This window comes from Pseudomonas sp. NFACC02 (assembly GCF_900110765.1).
In the GTDB taxonomy this organism is placed as follows: Bacteria; Pseudomonadota; Gammaproteobacteria; order Pseudomonadales; family Pseudomonadaceae; genus Aquipseudomonas.
This window is the reverse complement of record NZ_FOEO01000069.1, coordinates 1-16,710: the sequence shown is the minus strand read 5'-3', so window position 1 is coordinate 16,710 and position 16,710 is coordinate 1. Positions and strand designations below refer to the sequence as shown.

The 16,710-nt window shown below is 61.8% G+C and carries 13 protein-coding genes and 1 pseudogene; 9 read left to right on the top strand and 5 right to left on the bottom strand.

Translation table 11 applies throughout. The annotated features are described in order from the left end of the window. Positions 1–253 precede the first annotated feature (253 nt). The 5 genes from BMY73_RS26995 to gatC form a co-directional block, all read right to left on the bottom strand. Complete coding sequence (locus BMY73_RS26995; protein ID WP_092410942.1) at positions 254–1,306, bottom strand: calcium/sodium antiporter; 1,053 nt, start codon at positions 1,304–1,306, stop codon at positions 254–256. A gap of 55 nt (positions 1,307–1,361) precedes the next feature. Next, the gene (locus tag BMY73_RS26990; RefSeq protein WP_062388542.1) at positions 1,362–1,736 is read right to left on the bottom strand and encodes a septal ring lytic transglycosylase RlpA family protein; all 375 of its coding nucleotides are present in this window, start codon (positions 1,734–1,736) and stop codon (positions 1,362–1,364) included. Positions 1,737–2,015: 279 nt separating this feature from the next. Beyond that, positions 2,016–3,461 carry an Asp-tRNA(Asn)/Glu-tRNA(Gln) amidotransferase subunit GatB gene (gatB, locus tag BMY73_RS26985; protein ID WP_092410940.1) on the bottom strand — a complete coding sequence of 482 codons (1,446 nt, stop codon included), beginning with the start codon at positions 3,459–3,461 and terminating at the stop codon, positions 2,016–2,018. Positions 3,462–3,472: 11 nt separating this feature from the next. Next, positions 3,473–4,924 (bottom strand): Asp-tRNA(Asn)/Glu-tRNA(Gln) amidotransferase subunit GatA, encoded by a 1,452-nt coding sequence (gene gatA / locus BMY73_RS26980; RefSeq protein ID WP_092410938.1) that lies wholly within the window; start codon positions 4,922–4,924, stop codon positions 3,473–3,475. A 15-nt stretch (positions 4,925–4,939) separates the two neighbouring features. Further along, positions 4,940–5,227, bottom strand: a complete 288-nt coding sequence (gatC, locus tag BMY73_RS26975) for an Asp-tRNA(Asn)/Glu-tRNA(Gln) amidotransferase subunit GatC (protein ID WP_062388552.1) — start codon at positions 5,225–5,227, stop codon at positions 4,940–4,942. A 207-nt stretch (positions 5,228–5,434) separates the two neighbouring features. Here gatC and mreB point away from each other — a divergent pair, with 207 nt between their 5' ends. The 9 genes and pseudogenes from mreB to BMY73_RS26930 form a co-directional block, all read left to right on the top strand. Next, positions 5,435–6,472: a rod shape-determining protein MreB gene (gene mreB, locus BMY73_RS26970; RefSeq protein ID WP_020292894.1), complete on the top strand. Its 1,038-nt coding sequence runs from the start codon at positions 5,435–5,437 to the stop codon at positions 6,470–6,472. A gap of 238 nt (positions 6,473–6,710) precedes the next feature. After that, positions 6,711–7,850: a rod shape-determining protein MreC gene (gene mreC / locus BMY73_RS26965; RefSeq protein WP_371915000.1), complete on the top strand. Its 1,140-nt coding sequence runs from the start codon at positions 6,711–6,713 to the stop codon at positions 7,848–7,850. Beyond that, the gene (mreD, locus tag BMY73_RS26960) at positions 7,850–8,341 is read left to right on the top strand and encodes a rod shape-determining protein MreD (RefSeq protein ID WP_062388559.1); all 492 of its coding nucleotides are present in this window, start codon (positions 7,850–7,852) and stop codon (positions 8,339–8,341) included. The genes mreC and mreD overlap by 1 nt, the downstream gene beginning before the upstream one ends. Positions 8,342–8,452: 111 nt before the next feature. Next, the gene (locus BMY73_RS26955) at positions 8,453–9,064 is read left to right on the top strand and encodes a Maf family protein (protein ID WP_092410934.1); all 612 of its coding nucleotides are present in this window, start codon (positions 8,453–8,455) and stop codon (positions 9,062–9,064) included. Continuing rightward, on the top strand, positions 9,061–10,518 hold the full coding sequence (gene rng, locus BMY73_RS26950; protein ID WP_062388566.1) for a ribonuclease G: 1,458 nt from the start codon (positions 9,061–9,063) through the stop codon (positions 10,516–10,518). The genes BMY73_RS26955 and rng overlap by 4 nt, the downstream gene beginning before the upstream one ends. A gap of 211 nt (positions 10,519–10,729) precedes the next feature. Beyond that, on the top strand, positions 10,730–14,545 hold the full coding sequence (locus BMY73_RS26945) for a YhdP family protein (protein ID WP_092410932.1): 3,816 nt from the start codon (positions 10,730–10,732) through the stop codon (positions 14,543–14,545). 340 nt (positions 14,546–14,885) lie between these two features. Next, positions 14,886–15,737 carry a carbon-nitrogen hydrolase family protein gene (locus BMY73_RS26940; protein ID WP_092410930.1) on the top strand — a complete coding sequence of 284 codons (852 nt, stop codon included), beginning with the start codon at positions 14,886–14,888 and terminating at the stop codon, positions 15,735–15,737. Positions 15,738–15,739: 2 nt separating this feature from the next. Further along, positions 15,740–16,357 (top strand): annotated as a pseudogene (locus BMY73_RS26935) (PmbA/TldA family metallopeptidase); the annotation flags it as partial. Between the two features lie 96 nt (positions 16,358–16,453). Further along, positions 16,454–16,710 (top strand): DUF4372 domain-containing protein (locus BMY73_RS26930; RefSeq protein ID WP_139214288.1); only part of this gene is annotated, 257 nt, incomplete at its 3' end.

Genomic DNA, 16,710 nt, shown 5'->3' with positions numbered 1-16,710 from the left:
CTGCGTTTGGCCTGCACCCAAGTCGCGATTTGTGGTGTCTGGACTGTCGCGTATATGAACAGCGTGGGCTGGAGCTAACGCTCCTCGCTTTCTTTGATGCGTGCATCAATCATCCGCGCCGCATTGTTAACTGAGTGAGCTTGCTCGCGATGCGCAGTGTCAGGCGCTGCAACGTTGATTGATGCCCCGCAATCGCGAGCAAGCTCACTCCTACAGGGAAATGACCGTCAGAAGGGTGACGGATTGCGACCTCTCAGTGCTGCCTGCGCCACGCCCTGACGGTGCCGATCAGCACGGCGGTGCCCAGCACCGGCAGCGCGTAAAGAATCATCAAGCGCTCCAGCCTTCCCGCCAGTGGCATGCCCGTGGTGAAGGAGATGATATGCAAGCCGTACACCGCATACAGGCCCAACAGCAGGAGTCCTTCCAGCCGGGTAATGCGGTAACCCGAATAGAACAATGGCAGGCACAACACAGCGACGCCCAGCATCACCGGCAGGTCGAAGTCCAGCGCATTGGGTGAGATCGAGAGCGGCCCTGAGGCGATCAGCGCAGTGACGCCCAATACGCCCAGCAGGTTGAACAGGTTGCTGCCAATGATGTTGCCGACCGCAATGTCCCGTTCCCCGCGCAGGGCGGCGACCAGCGAGGTCATCAAGGCGGGCAGGGAGGTCGCGACGGCAATCACGGTCAGGCCAATCACCCGTTCCGACAAGCCAAGGTCCTGAGCGACGACTGCGGCCGCGCCGACGAGCAGGTGGCTGCCGAGAATCAGCAGCGCCAGACCACACGCCATCAGCGCCAGCCTGCCAAGGATCGCCCAGACCTTACGCTTCGGCACCGCGTCCGTTGCCTCGAAATGCCGTGCGCCATGGGCGAACTGGCGGATCACGACCGCCAGGTAACCGGCCATGGCGATCAGCAGAATCACACCGTCCACACCGCTCAGGACACCGTTCCAGGCCAGCGCGGCAACCAGTCCGGTGGCGCCGATCATCAACGGCAGGTCGACCCTGACCATTTGCCGGGCCACGCGCAATGGAATGATCAGCGCAGACAGGCCGAGCGTGACGAGGATGTTGAAGATATTGCTGCCAATCACGCTACCCACGGCAATGTCCGTGCTGTCGCTCAGCGCCGCCTGCAAGCCGACCGCCATTTGCGGCGCACTGCTGCCCAGCGCGACAACGGTCAGGCCGAGGAACAGTGGGCGTGTTTTCAGCAGGGCAGCCAGCACCACGGCGGCGCGCACCGATAGCTCAGCGCCGATGATCATCATCAGCAGCCCGCCGATCAGTTCGATCAGCGTGGGCAGCGAAAGGGTAGAGAAGGCGAGAATTCAGGGCACCTTTCGGTCAGAGTCAGTCATCGAGGGCTTGCACCCGGACTTGGGCAGTTCCGCTGCGCAGCATACCCAATTGTTCGGCGGCTGCGCGCGATACGTCGATCAGCCGGCCGCGCGTGTGTGGCCCACGGTCGTTGATGCGGACCACGACCTTACGATCGTTGTCCAGATTGGTGACTTGCACGCGCGTGCCGAACGGCAGTTGGCGATGCGCGGCCGTCAGGGAATTCTGGTCGAAGCGCTCACCGCTGGCGGTGCGCTTGCCTTGATGTCGGGCGCCGTAATAAGAGGCGCCGCCTGTTGCGTTGTAGCCGTGTGGATCGATGATGCCTTCGCTGGCGCAACCGGCCAGCAAAGAGAACAGGGCGCAAGCGCCGAGGAACCGCCACATGGGTGAGAGTCCTTTGGATATGTTTGCCCGGCAATTCTATGTTGCCTGGGATGACGTCATCGTCGGAATGCCGCCCAGAGCAAGCTCACTTCAGAGAGCCGACCCCATGTAGGAGCGTGGCTTGTGTCTGGGCCGCATCCGGACGATCTGACGCGAAGCGCCGGCAAAATCTGCAAATGCAATAGATTCTGATGCACTGCATTTACCGATTTTACGACTGCTTCGCAGCCGATCGCGGGGCAAGCCACGCTCCTACAGTTCAGAGCGAGGCTGACTGGATCAACCCTCCAGCTTGCGCTTCAACAGTTCGTTGACCTGCCCCGGGTTGGCCTTGCCTCTGGACGCTTTCATGGCCTGGCCGACGAAGAAGCCGAACATCTTGCCGCGCTTGGCTTCATCGGCGGCGCGGTACTGTTCGACCTGCTCGGCGTTGGCCTTGAGCATGTCGTCCAGAATCGACTCGATGGCGCCGCTGTCGGTCACCTGTTTCAGGCCGCGTTTCTCGATGATCTCGTCGGCGTTGCCTTCACCATTGGCCATCGCCTCGAAGACCATTTTGGCGATCTTGCCGGAGATGGTGTTGTCGGTGATGCGTTGCAGCATGCCGCCCAGTTGCTCGGCGCTGACCGGTGATTCATCGATTTCCACGCCTTGCTTGTTCAGCAACGAACCCAGCTCGACCATGACCCAGTTGGCCGCCAGCTTGGCGTCACCGGCAATGCTGACCACCTTCTCGAAGTAATCCGCCTGTTCGCGGCTGGAAGCCAGCACGCTGGCGTCGTAGAGCGACAGGCCGAACTGCGACTGGAAGCGCTCGCGTTTCTGCGGCGGCAGTTCCGGCAGGCTGGCGCGGACCGTCTCAAGGAACGCGTCCTCGATGACCACCGGCAGCAGGTCGGGATCCGGGAAGTAACGGTAGTCGTTGGCTTCTTCCTTGCTGCGCATGGCGCGGGTTTCGTTGGTGTTCGGGTCGTACAGGCGCGTTTGCTGAATGACCTTGCCACCGTCTTCGATCAGGTCGATCTGACGTTGAATCTCGCTGTTGATCGCCTTTTCGATGAAACGGAACGAGTTGACGTTCTTGATCTCACAGCGGGTGCCGAACTCGACCTGGCCTTTCGGACGAACCGAGACGTTGCAGTCGCAACGCAGCGACCCTTCGGCCATGTTGCCGTCGCAGATGCCCAGGTAACGGACCAGCGCGTGCATCGCCTTGACGTAGGCGACCGCTTCCTTGGCCGAACGCATGTCGGGCTCGGAAACGATTTCCAGCAGGGGCGTGCCGGCGCGGTTCAGGTCGATACCGGTCATGCCGCTGTAGTCTTCGTGCAGGCTCTTGCCGGCGTCTTCCTCAAGGTGGGCACGGGTGACGCCAATGCGCTTGATGGTGCCGTCCTCAAGGGTGATGTCCAGGTGACCCTTGCCGACAATCGGCAATTCCATCTGGCTGATCTGATAGCCCTTCGGCAGGTCCGGGTAGAAGTAGTTCTTGCGGGCGAACACGTTGTGCTGACCGATTTCGGCATCGATCGCCAGGCCGAACTTGACCGCCATGTGTACGGCTTCCTTGTTCAGCACCGGCAGCGTGCCGGGCATGCCCAGGTCGACGAGGCTGGCCTGGGTGTTGGGCTCGGAGCCGAACGTGGTGGCGCTACCGGAGAAAATCTTCGATTGGGTGGTGAGCTGGGTGTGAATCTCCAGCCCGATGACGACTTCCCATTGCATGCGTTTTCTCCTTAGAAGCCTTCAGGCGAGCGAGTGTGCCAGTCGGTCACCAATTGATACTGGTGCGCGACGTTGAGCAGGCGGCCTTCCTGGAAGTACGGCGCCAGCAGTTGCACGCCCACCGGCAGCCCGTCGGCAAAACCGGCCGGCATCGACAGGCCCGGCAGACCGGCGAGGTTGGCGGTGATGGTGTAGAAGTCTTCCAGGTATTCCGCGATCGGGTCGGCATTCTTGGCGCCGATCTTCCAGGCCGGGTTCGGCGTGGTAGGGCCCAGGATCACGTCGACTTCGTTGAACGCGCTCATGAAGTCGTTCTTGATCAGACGGCGAATCTTCTGCGCTTGCAGGTAATAAGCATCGTAATAACCGGCGGACAGTGCGTAGGCGCCGACCATGATCCGGCGCTGCACTTCCGGCCCGAAGCCTTCGCCGCGCGAGCGCTTGTACAGGTCGGTCAGGTCTTTCGGGTCTTCGCAGCGATAGCCGAAGCGCACGCCGTCGAAACGCGACAGGTTGGACGAGGCTTCTGCTGGTGCGATCACGTAATAAGCAGGGATCGCGTGCTGCAGGTTCGGCAGGCTGACTTCCTTGACCACCGCGCCGAGCTTTTTCAGCTCTTCGACGCTGGCCATGACCAGATCGGCAATGCGCGGGTCGAGACCGGCGCTGAAGTATTCCTTCGGCACACCGATGCGCAGGCCTTGCAGCGAGGCAGTGAGGCCAGCGCTGTAATCCGGTACCGGCTCGTCGATGCTGGTGGAGTCATTGATGTCGAAACCGGCCATGCCCTGCAGCAGCAGCGCGCAGTCTTCGGCGGTGCGGGCCATTGGGCCTGCCTGATCGAGGCTGGACGCGTAGGCGATCATGCCCCAGCGCGAGACACGACCGTATGTCGGCTTCAGACCGGTCAGGTTGGTCAGCGCGGCGGGTTGGCGAATCGAGCCGCCGGTGTCGGTGCCGGTGGCGGCGGGCAACAGACGCGCGGCAACGGCCGCTGCCGATCCACCCGACGAGCCGCCCGGCACATGCGCCAGGTTCCACGGGTTTTTCACCGCGCCGTAGTGGCTGGACTCGTTGGCCGACCCCATGGCGAATTCGTCCATGTTGGTCTTGCCCAGTGTCACGGTGCCCGCTGCTGCCAGCTTGGCAACGACGGTCGCGTCGTAGGGCGCCTTGAAGTTGTCGAGCATCTTCGAGGCACAGCTGGTGCGAATGCCTTTAGTGCAGAACAGGTCCTTGTGCGCCAGCGGAGCGCCCAGCAGGGCGCCGGTTTCGCCAGCGGCACGGCGGGCGTCAGCGGCCTGGGCCTGAGTGACGGCCAGGTCTTCGGTGACAGAAATGAAGCTGTTGAGCTGCGGGTCCACTTGCGCGATGCGCGCCAGCAGGTTGCGGGTCAATTCTTCGGAAGAAAACTGTTTATCGGCAAGTCCGCGAGCGATCTCTGCCAGAGTCATTTGATGCATTGCAGGCTCATTCCCTTAGTCGATGACTTTCGGAACCAGATAAAGGCCGTCTTCGACCGCTGGTGCGATGGCTTGATAAGAATCGCGGTGATTGGCTTCGCTGACCACGTCTTCACGCAGCCTTTGCGAGGCTTCAAGCGGGTGCGCGAGGGGGTCGATACCGGTGGTGTCGACGGCCTGCATCTGGTCAACCAGCCCGAGAATGCTGTTCAGTGCTTCGGTAGTACGCGGGATATCGGCGTCATTGAGCCCCAGTCGGGCCAGATGAGCGATTTTTTCCACGTCGGAGCGATCAAGCGCCATGGGGTTCTCCAGTGGAATGCGTACGGGATGGACCGTACGTCAGATTGCGGAACACTACGCCCTTTAAACGGTCATAAGGCCGCGAACGTCGAGGGTAGTGCTCGGAAAAACAGCCAATTTAGCATATTGGCTCCTTGCCCAAAATCCCTGTCGTTGTTAGAGTTTGCCGCACTTTTTTACCCACGCGTTCCCTAGGGTCCCTTTCCCATGTTCAAGAAACTGCGTGGCATGTTTTCCAGCGATCTTTCCATCGACCTGGGCACTGCCAACACCCTTATTTACGTGCGTGAGCGCGGTATTGTCCTGAACGAGCCATCGGTTGTGGCCATCCGGACCCACGGAAATCAGAAGAGCGTCGTTGCTGTCGGGATGGAAGCCAAGCGTATGCTGGGCCGTACCCCGGGCAACATCGCTGCCATTCGTCCGATGAAAGACGGCGTCATCGCCGATTTCAGCGTGTGCGAAAAGATGCTCCAGTATTTCATCAACAAAGTGCATGAAAACAGTTTCTTGCAGCCAAGCCCTCGTGTGCTGATCTGCGTACCGTGCAAGTCCACCCAGGTTGAGCGTCGCGCCATTCGCGAATCGGCCCTGGGTGCGGGTGCGCGTGAAGTGTTCCTGATCGAAGAACCCATGGCAGCCGCCATCGGTGCCGGTCTGCCGGTCGAAGAAGCGCGTGGGTCGATGGTCGTCGACATCGGTGGTGGTACCACTGAAATCGCCCTGATCTCCCTGAACGGTGTGGTGTACGCCGAATCCGTGCGCGTGGGCGGCGACCGTTTCGACGAAGCGATCATCACTTACGTGCGTCGCAACTACGGCAGCCTGATCGGCGAATCCACCGCCGAGCGCATCAAGCAGGAAATCGGTACTGCCTACCCGGGCGGCGAAGTGCGTGAAGTCGACGTACGCGGTCGTAACCTGGCCGAAGGCGTGCCACGTGCCTTCACCCTGAACTCCAACGAAGTGCTGGAAGCGTTGCAGGAATCCCTGGCAACCATCGTTCAGGCCGTCAAGAGCGCGCTGGAACAGTCTCCGCCCGAGCTGGCATCGGACATCGCCGAGCGCGGTCTGGTCCTGACCGGTGGCGGCGCCTTGCTGCGTGACCTGGACAAACTGCTGGCCCAGGAAACCGGTCTGCCGGTGATCGTTGCCGAAGACCCGCTGACCTGCGTGGCACGCGGCGGTGGCCGTGCGCTGGAAATGATGGACAAGCACACCATGGACCTGCTCTCCAGCGAATAAGTCGCCGGAGCTCTACCCTGATGAGCTCGACAGGCAGCATCGCTCGGTGCTGCCTGTGTGTGTTTGGTTTGTCGACGTCTTGCTGTTGTATTGAAAGCCTGATGCTGCAAATCTGACGCCCCTGTATTTCCACCCATCCGCACCAGGCCGGTTTCATGTCGCATGAATAAGCACAGCCAAACACAAGCATTCCTGGAAGGAGCGGCCTATTAAACCGCTTTTCTCAAAGGGCCCGTCGCTGGGCATTCGTCTGCTGGTGCTGGTCGTGCTCTCCGTGGCCGTCATGGTGGTGGACGCGCGCTTCACGCTGCTCAAGCCTGTTCGCAGTCAGATGTCGCTGGTCCTGATGGAGTCGTACTGGATCGCCGACCTGCCTGAGCGTCTGTATCAGGGTGTCGCCAGCCAGTTTGGCAGTCGCACCGAACTCGCCGCTGAAAACGAAAAACTCAAGACCGAAAACCTGCTGCTGCAAGGCCGCCTGCAAAAGCTGGCTGCCCTGACCGAGCAGAACGTGCGCCTGCGCGAGTTGCTGAACTCGTCGGCACTGGTCAACGAGAAGGTCGAAGTCGCCGAATTGATCGGCATGGACCCGAATCCCTTCACGCACCGCATCATCATCAACAAAGGTGAGCGTGATGGCGTGGTGCTGGGCCAGCCGGTGCTCGACGCACGGGGTCTGATGGGCCAGGTGGTCGAATTGATGCCGTACACCTCGCGGGTGCTCCTGCTGACCGACACGACCCACAGCATCCCGGTTCAGGTGAACCGCAACGGTCTGCGTGCGATCGCCAGCGGCACCGGTAACCCGGAACGTCTGGAACTGCGTCACGTCGCCGACACCGCCGACATCAAGGAAGGCGACCTGCTGGTGAGCTCCGGTCTGGGGCAGCGTTTCCCGGCGGGTTATCCGGTGGCGACGGTCACGGAAGTGATTCACGACTCCGGCCAGCCGTTTGCAATCGTCCGTGCGGTGCCAACGGCCGCATTGAACCGCAGTCGTTATCTGCTTCTGGTGTTCTCGGACGGCCGTTCGCCTGAGGAACGCGCCGCCGACGCCGCGCAACAGCAGGAATCGCTTGACCGTCAGGCTGCTGACCCCGCCGCCGTTCCTTCGGCCACTGTGCCGGGCGCTGCGCCGACGGCGACACCCAACAAGCCGGTTGTCCCGGCCACGGTGCCCAAGCCGGCGGCCGCCGCTCACGGTAGCGCTCCGGCACCTGCTTCCACCCCAACGGCGCCCGCGACGACCTCCGCGCCTGCCACGGCACCGGCCAAACCTGCGAGCAAACCGGCCGCCAAGCCGGCTGCGAAACCCGCCACCCCCAAACCGACCACGCCGGCTGCCGCGCCCGCTGCAGCGCGCGAGAGGGAAGAATAATGGCTCGTCACGCGCCCGCACGAAACGGCTGGGTGGTCTGGCTGACCTTTGCGATCGGTCTGCTGCTCAGCGTCTCGCCGCTCCCGCAATTCATGGAAATCTTTCGCCCGCTCTGGCTGGCGCTGCTGCTGGCATTCTGGGCTTTGGCTTTGCCACACAAGATAGGCATGGTCACCGCCTGGATGCTGGGCCTGGCCGAAGACGTGTTGTATGGAACGTTACTGGGACAAAACGCGTTGATCCTGACGCTGATTACCTTCCTGGTCCTGTCGCTGCAGCAACGGTTGCGCATGTTCCCGATGTGGCAGCAATGCCTGGTGCTCCTGGTGATTTTTGGCTTGGCGCAACTGGCTCAGCTATGGCTCAGCGCGCTGACCGGCAACCGCCAGCCGACCCTTGCGCTGGTGCTGCCCGCGTTGGTCAGCGCCTTGCTCTGGCCGTGGGTCAGCTACGGACTGCGTGGACTGCGGTTGCGATTGAAGATCAACTGAAGACGGTTTTTGACGCTGGCCGGAGGCTGTAGGCGCTGCCGGGGGGCAGAGCAAGCGTCACCTGTTTTCACGCAACGCCTAAGCTGAAAGTCAATGACACGGAGACGTCCCATGCCACAACTTCTTCTCGCCTCCGGCTCCCCGCGCCGTCGTGAACTGCTGACGCAGATCGGCGTGCCGTTTACCACGCTCAGCGCGGACATCGACGAAACACCGCTCCAGGACGAAACGCCCGCCGCTTATGTCGAGCGTCTGGCGCGCGGCAAGGCGGACGCCGGGCTGCTGCAACTCGCCAATGACCCGGCTTATCCCACCGCCTGCGTGCTGGGCGCCGATACCGCTGTCGTGCTCGATGGCCGCATTCTCGGTAAACCCGCCGACGAAGCCGAGGCGTTGGCCATGCTCGCCATGCTGTCGAACCGCGAGCACGACGTGCTGACCGCCATCGCCGTGGTCGATGAACAGCATTGCGAAACCCGTGTCGTCAGCAGCCGTGTGCGTTTTCGCGCCATTTCCAGCGAAGAAGCCCGCGCGTACTGGGCCAGTGGCGAGCCGCGCGACAAAGCAGGCAGCTACGGCATTCAGGGGCTGGGCGCAGTGTTCGTGGATCACCTCAACGGCAGCTATTCTGCGGTCGTCGGCTTGCCATTGTGCGAAACCGCAGAAATCCTCCAGCGTTTCGGCATACCCTGTTGGCAATGCCTGGAAGGTGACAAACCATGAGTGAAGAGATTCTGATCAACATCACGCCGATGGAGTCGCGCGTGGCCGTGGTTGAGAACGGGGTTTTGCAAGAAGTCCATGTCGAGCGGACCCAGCGTCGCGGGATCGTCGGCAACATCTACAAAGGCAAGGTCGTACGCGTGTTGCCCGGGATGCAGGCCGCGTTCATCGACATCGGTCTGGACCGCGCAGCTTTCATTCACGCCTCGGAAATCTCCATGCGTGAAGGCCCTGCGGTCGAAACCATCAGTTCGCTGGTGCATGAAGGCCAGAGCCTGGTGGTACAGGTCACCAAAGACCCGATCGGCAGCAAGGGCGCACGCCTGACCACTCAACTCTCCATTCCGTCGCGCTACCTGGTGTACATGCCACGCACGGCCCACGTCGGCATTTCCCTGAAGATCGAAGACGAAGCCGAGCGAGAGCGTCTCAAGCAGGTCGTCAGCGACTGCGTGGCCAAGGAAGGTATCAAGGAGAAGGGCGGTTTCATTCTGCGCACCGCTGCCGAAGGCGCCGGGGCCGATGAAATCATGATGGACATCCGCTATCTGCGTCGCTTGTGGGATCAGATCGGCGAGCAGATCAAGACCATCAGCCCCGCCAGCGTGATCTACGAAGACCTTGGCCTTGCGCTGCGCACGCTGCGTGACCTGGTCAGTCCGAAGATCGAAAAGATCCGCATCGATTCCCGTGAAACCTTCCAGAAGACCACGCAGTTCGTCGATGAACTGATGCCGGAAATCGCTGATCGCCTTGAACACTATCCCGGCGAGCGGCCGATTTTCGATCTGTACGGGGTCGAGGACGAAATCCAGAGGGCGCTGGAGCGCAAGGTACCGCTCAAGTCGGGCGGCTATCTGGTGATCGACCCGGCGGAAGCGATGACCACCATCGACGTCAATACCGGGGCGTTCGTCGGTCACCGCAATCTTGAAGAAACCATCTTCAAAACCAACCTGGAAGCCGCCACAGCGATTGCCCGCCAACTGCGTCTGCGCAACCTGGGCGGGATCATCATCATCGACTTCATCGACATGGAAGACGGCGAGCACCAGCGTCAGGTCTTGCGCACGCTGGAAAAGCAGCTCGAACGCGACCATGCCAAGACCAACATCATTGGCATCACCGAGCTTGGCCTGGTCCAGATGACCCGCAAGCGCACCCGTGAGAGCCTTGAGCAAGTGCTGTGCGAGCCGTGCAGCAGCTGTCAGGGGCGCGGCAAACTGAAAACCCCGGAGACTATCTGTTACGAGATCTTTCGCGAGATCCTGCGTGAAGCCCGTGCCTATCAGGCGTTGGGGTATCGGGTGCTGGCCAACCAGAAAGTCGTGGATAGGTTACTCGACGAGGAGTCGGGTAACGTGGCCGAACTTGAGGTGTTCATCGGCCGGACCATTCGCTTTCAGGTCGAAACCATGTATTCCCAGGAACAATATGACGTTGTGCTGCTCTGACAGTGCTTGAAAGCAGTCGAGCGGGCTCAAGAATGCCCCGGCACACCTTCGTGCTGCTGTTGACATCAGACAAACGAGCCCGAACGGCCGATGGCAAGGATGCCCTTCAAAGAGAATTATGCGTGGCGAATGAGTTTTTTCCGGACGAACAGACACCTGCACGCTTGAGCCGGATGCCATTTCCAGGCGCTCTGCACGGAGGTTCGGCGACATGGAGCGTCTGACACGTTTCTTCGCGGCCCTGACGCGTTGGGGCCTGAGTGTGTGTGCGCTGGTGCTGGTTCTGGTGGCGCTGTACGTCAGCGTGGGCCGGCAATTGGCGCCCATGGTCGCGGAATACCGCGCCGACGTTGAGAGCAAGGCACAGGCTGCGGTCGGTATGCCCGTCAGCATCGGACGGCTGGAAGGCAGTTGGAGCGGGTTTTCTCCGATCTTCGTCGCTCGGGACGTGATGGTGGGTGAGGGCGCCAACAGCATGCGGCTGGACCATGTGCGCGCAGTGCCCGATTTGTGGGCCACGGTAAAGGCGCGCCAGGTGCGTATCGCCCGGCTTGAGCTCGACGGCCTGCAACTGGGGCTCAAGGAAGACAAAGACGGGCATTGGGCGCTTCAGGGTCTTCCGGTTCAGGACGACAAGCCCTTCGATCCCGAACAGGTGTTAACGCAAATGCAGATGATCTCGCAGCTGTCGTTGTTCGACAGTCAGATCACGCTGCAGCCCTACGAGCAATCGCCACTCACCCTGACCTACTTCAGCATGACCCTGAAGACCGGCAGCCAGCGCCAGCGCCTCGATGCCCGCGCCACATTGCCTGACGGTCAGCCGATGTCGTTCAACGTGCGTTCGAAAGTGCGCGCCAGCGAATGGCGGGACGGCGAAGCCGAGGCGTACCTGAGCCTGCCGCAGAGCGACTGGGCGAAATGGTTGCCGAAGAGCCTGACCCGTGACTGGAAGATCAGTAACGTCAAGGCCGGTGGTGAATTCTGGCTGACCTGGGGCAAAGGCATGCTGCAGAACGCCGTCGCGCGGCTCAATGCGCCGCAGTTCAAGGGCGCCTACGCCGACCGCAAGACGTCTCGGATCGACAACCTGGCGCTCAACGCGTGGTTCCAGCGCAATGACAAGGGCTTCACGGTGGCGGTGAATTCGCTGGCGATGGACATTGCCAGCAAGCGCTGGGAAAGCCGGATTGACCTGACACAGACCGCTGCCACCGCCAGTGACGAAGAACTGTGGCACGTCCAGGCTGACCGGATGGATCTGACCCCGATCACGCCGTTGCTGGATTCGCTCGCACCACTTCCGGACAAGCTGATGGTCGTCCTCGACCACCTGAATTTCACCGGCGGCGTGCGTAATCTGCTGCTCGACTATCGCCCGCAAGCCGAAGGGCCGAAGCGCGTCAGCTTTGCCGCGAACCTGGACAAGCTGGGCTTCGACGCATATCACGGCGCACCGGCCGCCGGAAACGTCAGCGGCGCCATCAGTGGTGATCTGGGGCAGGGCGAGCTGCGCCTGAACACCGACGACTTCATGCTTCATCTGGCGCCGATCTTCAACAATGAGTGGCGGTACCGGCATGCCGAAGCACGCTTGACCTATGCGCTGGACGATCAGGGCTTCACACTGATCGCGCCGTACATCAAGGTTCTCGGCGATGAAGGCAAGATCGCCAGTGATTTTCTGATCCGTCTGCATTTCAACCACGATCAGGAAGACTACATGGACCTGCGCGTGGGCATGGTCGATGGCGACGGCAAATACACGTCCAAGTACCTGCCCGCCATGCTCAACCCCGGCGTTGATCAATGGCTGCGCACGGCCGTGCTGAGCGGCAACGTCAAGGAAGGCTTCTTCCAGTATCAGGGCTCGATCAACCACGATGCTCCGGACGTGGCGCGGGTCATTACGCTGTTTTTCAACGTGCAGAATGCGAATCTGGCGTTCCAGCCGGGCTGGCCGCAGCTGACCGGTGTCGACGGGAACGTGTTCGTTGAGAACAGCGGCGTGCGGATCCGGGCAAGCAAAGGTCAGTTGCTGAATACGCAGGTCAGCAACGTCGCGGTGGAGGTGCCTCACGCCCCGGCGGGCCAGCCCAGCCATTTGCTGGTGGACGGCGACTTCAACGGCAGTCTTCAGGACGGCATGAAGATTTTGCAGGAGGCGCCTATCGGCACCGGGCAGACGTTTGCCGGATGGCAGGCGGAAGGTCCGCTGCAGGGCCATATCAATCTCGATGTGCCGTTGGTCAAGGGGCAAGAGCCCAAGGTCGCCGTAGACTTCAACACCGACAGCGCCCGCTTGAGGCTGGCGGACCCCGTGCTCGATCTGACGCAGCTCAAGGGCAATTTCCGCTTTGACTACGCCAAGGGACTGAGCGGCAAGAACATCAAGGCGATGGCCTTCGACAAGCCCCTCAGCGCCGAAATCTTTGCCGAGGGCAAACCGGGCGCCCCGGTGACGCGTATCGCCGCCAGCAGTCAGATCGCCACCAAGCGGTTGACCGATTGGCTGAACGTCACGCAACCCCTGCCGGTTTCGGGCGACCTCCCGTATCAGCTGCAGGTCACGCTCAACGGCGCCGACAGCCAGTTGCTGATCAACTCGAATCTGAAAGGGGTGACGGTCGATCTGCCTGCGCCCTTCGGCAAGGCGGCCGGTGAAACCCGCGACACCGATTTCCGGATGAACCTGCAGGGCCCTGAACGGCGGATCGGCGTGGGGTACGGCAATCTGGCCAACTTCGCGTTCGCCGCGCCTGCCGGCAAGTTCGCGGACGGGCGAGGTGAATTGTTTCTGGGCCAGGGCGGGGCAATTGTTCCCGATGCCAAAGGGCTTCGGGTCCGTGGTTCGTTGTCCGAACTGGACGTCGCCCCATGGCAGGCGATGGTCGAACGTTATGCCGGCAATGATCCGGGCGGCAGTGCCAAACAGCTGCTGAACAGCGTCGATCTGCAGATCGGCAAGCTCACGGCCATGGGCACGACGCTCGATCAGGCCGACGTGCAGCTCAAACGCAGTGACGCCAGTTGGGGGCTGTCGCTGGACAGCTCGAAAATCAAAGGCTCGGCCACGCTGCCGGATAACAAGGCAACGCCTGCTGACATCAATCTTCTGTATGTGAAATTGCCCGCGCCGGACCCGAACGCCGCCGTGGTCGAAAACGCGCCGGACCCGCTCGCCGACGTCGATCCTCGCAACATCCCGGCGATGAACATCAAGATCACCCAGCTGTTCCAGGGTGATCAACTGGTCGGCGCCTGGTCGCTGAAGGTCAGGCCGACACCGAATGGTCTTCAGTTCACTGACATGAATCTGGGCCTGAAGGGCATGGTGTTGCAGGGTCAGGGGGGATGGGAAGGCACGCCGGGGGCGACCACCAGCTGGTTCAAGGGGCCGGTGGGCGGCAAGAATCTGGCCGATGTGCTGCAGGCATGGGGCTTCGCACCGACGGTGACCAGTCAGGAGTTCGAGCTGAACGTCGATGGTCGCTGGCCGGGATCACCCGCCTGGGTGGGCCTGAAACGTTACTCCGGCAGCCTGGACGCCACGCTCAAAAGTGGCCAGTTCGTCGAGGTGGAAGGCGGGGCTCAAGCACTGCGCGTTTTCGGCTTGCTCAACTTCAACTCCATTGGTCGTCGTCTGCGCCTCGATTTCTCCGACCTGTTGGGCAAGGGCCTGAGCTACGACAAGGTGAAAGGCCTGTTGGTCGCCAGCGATGGGGTCTACGTGACGCGTGACCCGATTACGTTGATCGGGCCCTCCAGCAACCTAGAGCTCAACGGCACGCTGGACATGGTGCGAGATCGCGTCGACGCCAAGCTGTTGGTGACACTGCCGGTCACCAACAACCTGCCGATTGCGGCGCTGATTGTCGGGGCGCCGGCCATCGGCGGTGCGTTGTTCCTGGTCGACAAGCTACTGGGCGACCGCGTCGCGCGCTTTGCCAGTGTTCAGTACAAGGTCGAAGGGCCGTGGAAAGAGCCAAAAATCACCTTCGATAAGCCGTTTGAAAAGCCGCAGTAGTTGAGGTTGGTTCTGCCGCAGGCGTAGCAACTGTCTTCCTCACATCACCTGGCAGACTCTCTTAGAGGCTTCTGCCCGCAACGTGTAGGAGCGTGGCTTGTCCCGCGATCTGCCGGGAACCGGCAGCAAAACCGGTGCATGCGGTGGGTCAGGTACAACCGGGTCGCCTGATTTTGCTACCGCTGCGCGGCAGATCGTCCGAGTGCGGCCCAGAGCAAGCGCGCTCCTACACCCTGCGGGAGGCTGCACATGTGATGCGAGGAAGGCAGTTGCTGCACCCTTTACTACGGCCTTACGGTGTCTTGGAGTACAGTGCAGGTCTACCCATCAAGGAGCAACCATGTCCTTCGCAGTGATTCAGATGGTCAGCCAGAGCGATGTCCAGGGCAATCTGGCTCAGGCGCGCGCGCTGCTTGAGCAAGCTGGGGCGTCCGGGGCGAAGCTGGCGGTGCTGCCGGAAAACTTCGCCGCCATGGGCCGTCGGGATGTCGCTGCCATCGGTCGGGCCGAAGCGCTGGGCGAAGGGCCGATCCTGCCCTGGTTGAAACTTGCCGCGCGCGACCTCACGTTATGGATTGTCGCCGGGACAGTGCCGCTGCCGCCTGAGGGTCGGCCGGAAGGCAAAGTCACGGCGTGTTCGCTGTTGGTCGACGATCAGGGGCAACAGGTGGCGCGGTACGACAAGCTGCACCTGTTTGACGTGGATGTGGCGGACAACCGCGGTCGGTACCGCGAGTCGGACGACTATGCTCATGGCAACAACGTGGTGGTCGCCGATACGCCGGTAGGCCGATTGGGCCTGACCGTGTGTTACGACCTGCGCTTCCCCGAGTTGTACACCGCCCTGCGTGAAGCAGGGGCCGAATTGATTACCGCGCCGTCGGCCTTTACCGCCGTCACCGGCGCGGCGCACTGGGAAGTCCTGCTGCGCGCGAGAGCCATCGAAACCCAGTGCTACGTGCTGGCGGCCGCGCAAGGCGGGGTTCATCCGGGGCCGAGGGAAACATTTGGGCACGCGGCGATCGTAGATCCATGGGGCCGCGTGCTGGCAGAGCAGGCGCAGGGTGAAGCTGTGCTGCTGGCCGAACGAGACAGTCAAGAACAAGCGTCCATACGGGCGCGGATGCCGGTATCGAATCACCGGCGATTTTTTTCGCAGGACGCCTTGCGGCCTGCCAACACCCCGGAGTGAATATGAGCCACGTGTCCTCTGTCAGCGAACACCTACTGGCGCCAGGCGGCCTGAGCATCGACAGCCTGCAATCGGTGCTGGGAGAGCTTGCCGGTCCCGGGATTGACGCTGCCGACCTGTATTTCCAGGGGCAGATCTCCGAGTCCTGGGCGCTGGAAGACGGTATCGTCAAGGAAGGCAGTTTCAACCTCGATCAGGGTGTCGGCGTGCGTGCGCAATCGGGTGAGAAAACCGGTTTCGCCTACAGCAACGCCATCACGCCGGAGGCCCTGAGTCAGGCGGCCCGCGCTGCGCGTTCGATCTCCCGGGCAGGCCAGAATGGCCGGGTTCAGGCGTTCACCACGCAGGACGTCGCTCAGTTGTACGCGCCGGACAACCCGCTGGAAGTCATGACCCGCGCCGAGAAAGTCGAACTGCTCAAGCGCGTCGACGCCGCCACCCGTGCCCTTGATCCGCGCATCCAGCAGGTCACGGTCAGCATGGCCGGTGTCTGGGAGCGCATTCTGGTGGCGTCGACCGACGGCGGTCTGGCCGCCGACGTGCGTCCGCTGGTGCGCTTCAACGTCAGCGTGATCGTCGAGCAGAACGGTCGTCGCGAGCGTGGTGGCCATGGCGGCGGTCACTAGTGTCCGGTAAAAACCGAAGGGGGAGCTTGCTCCCCCTTGCTGTTGGCCGCCTTCAGTCATAATCGGATTTTTCAGACTCGATTTTGACTCATGTTTTCCAGCACTTTTTTAACTCAGTTGCTCAGTGCCATCCCACGCTCTTCATTCGAGCGATCCGTCGAAGCACATCAAGCTGATCGCTACGTCAAACGCTGCACTTCCTGGCAATTGTTGGTGACGTTGGTCAGCGGCCATTTAACCCAAGCCTTGAGCCTGCGGTCCCTGGCGACTTTCTCCGAGACTCTGGCCCCGCATCGCTACCATCTCCGGGCCGGTCCCATCGCTCGCTCGACCCTGTCAGATGCCTT

What these genes read in the sequence shown, in the direction of transcription:
- BMY73_RS26940 (WP_092410930.1), top strand. Translation starts at nt 14,886, where the DNA reads ATGTCCTTCGCAGTGATTCAGATGGTCAGCCAGAGCGATGTCCAGGGC.
- mreD (WP_062388559.1), top strand. Translation starts at nt 7,850, where the DNA reads ATGGCTCGTCACGCGCCCGCACGAAACGGCTGGGTGGTCTGGCTGACC.
- gatC (WP_062388552.1), bottom strand. Translation starts at nt 5,227, where the DNA reads ATGGCGCTTGATCGCTCCGACGTGGAAAAAATCGCTCATCTGGCCCGA.
- BMY73_RS26955 (WP_092410934.1), top strand. Translation starts at nt 8,453, where the DNA reads ATGCCACAACTTCTTCTCGCCTCCGGCTCCCCGCGCCGTCGTGAACTG.
- gatA (WP_092410938.1), bottom strand. Translation starts at nt 4,924, where the DNA reads ATGCATCAAATGACTCTGGCAGAGATCGCTCGCGGACTTGCCGATAAA.
- BMY73_RS26945 (WP_092410932.1), top strand. Translation starts at nt 10,730, where the DNA reads ATGGAGCGTCTGACACGTTTCTTCGCGGCCCTGACGCGTTGGGGCCTG.
- gatB (WP_092410940.1), bottom strand. Translation starts at nt 3,461, where the DNA reads ATGCAATGGGAAGTCGTCATCGGGCTGGAGATTCACACCCAGCTCACC.
- rng (WP_062388566.1), top strand. Translation starts at nt 9,061, where the DNA reads ATGAGTGAAGAGATTCTGATCAACATCACGCCGATGGAGTCGCGCGTG.
- mreB (WP_020292894.1), top strand. Translation starts at nt 5,435, where the DNA reads ATGTTCAAGAAACTGCGTGGCATGTTTTCCAGCGATCTTTCCATCGAC.
- BMY73_RS26990 (WP_062388542.1), bottom strand. Translation starts at nt 1,736, where the DNA reads ATGTGGCGGTTCCTCGGCGCTTGCGCCCTGTTCTCTTTGCTGGCCGGT.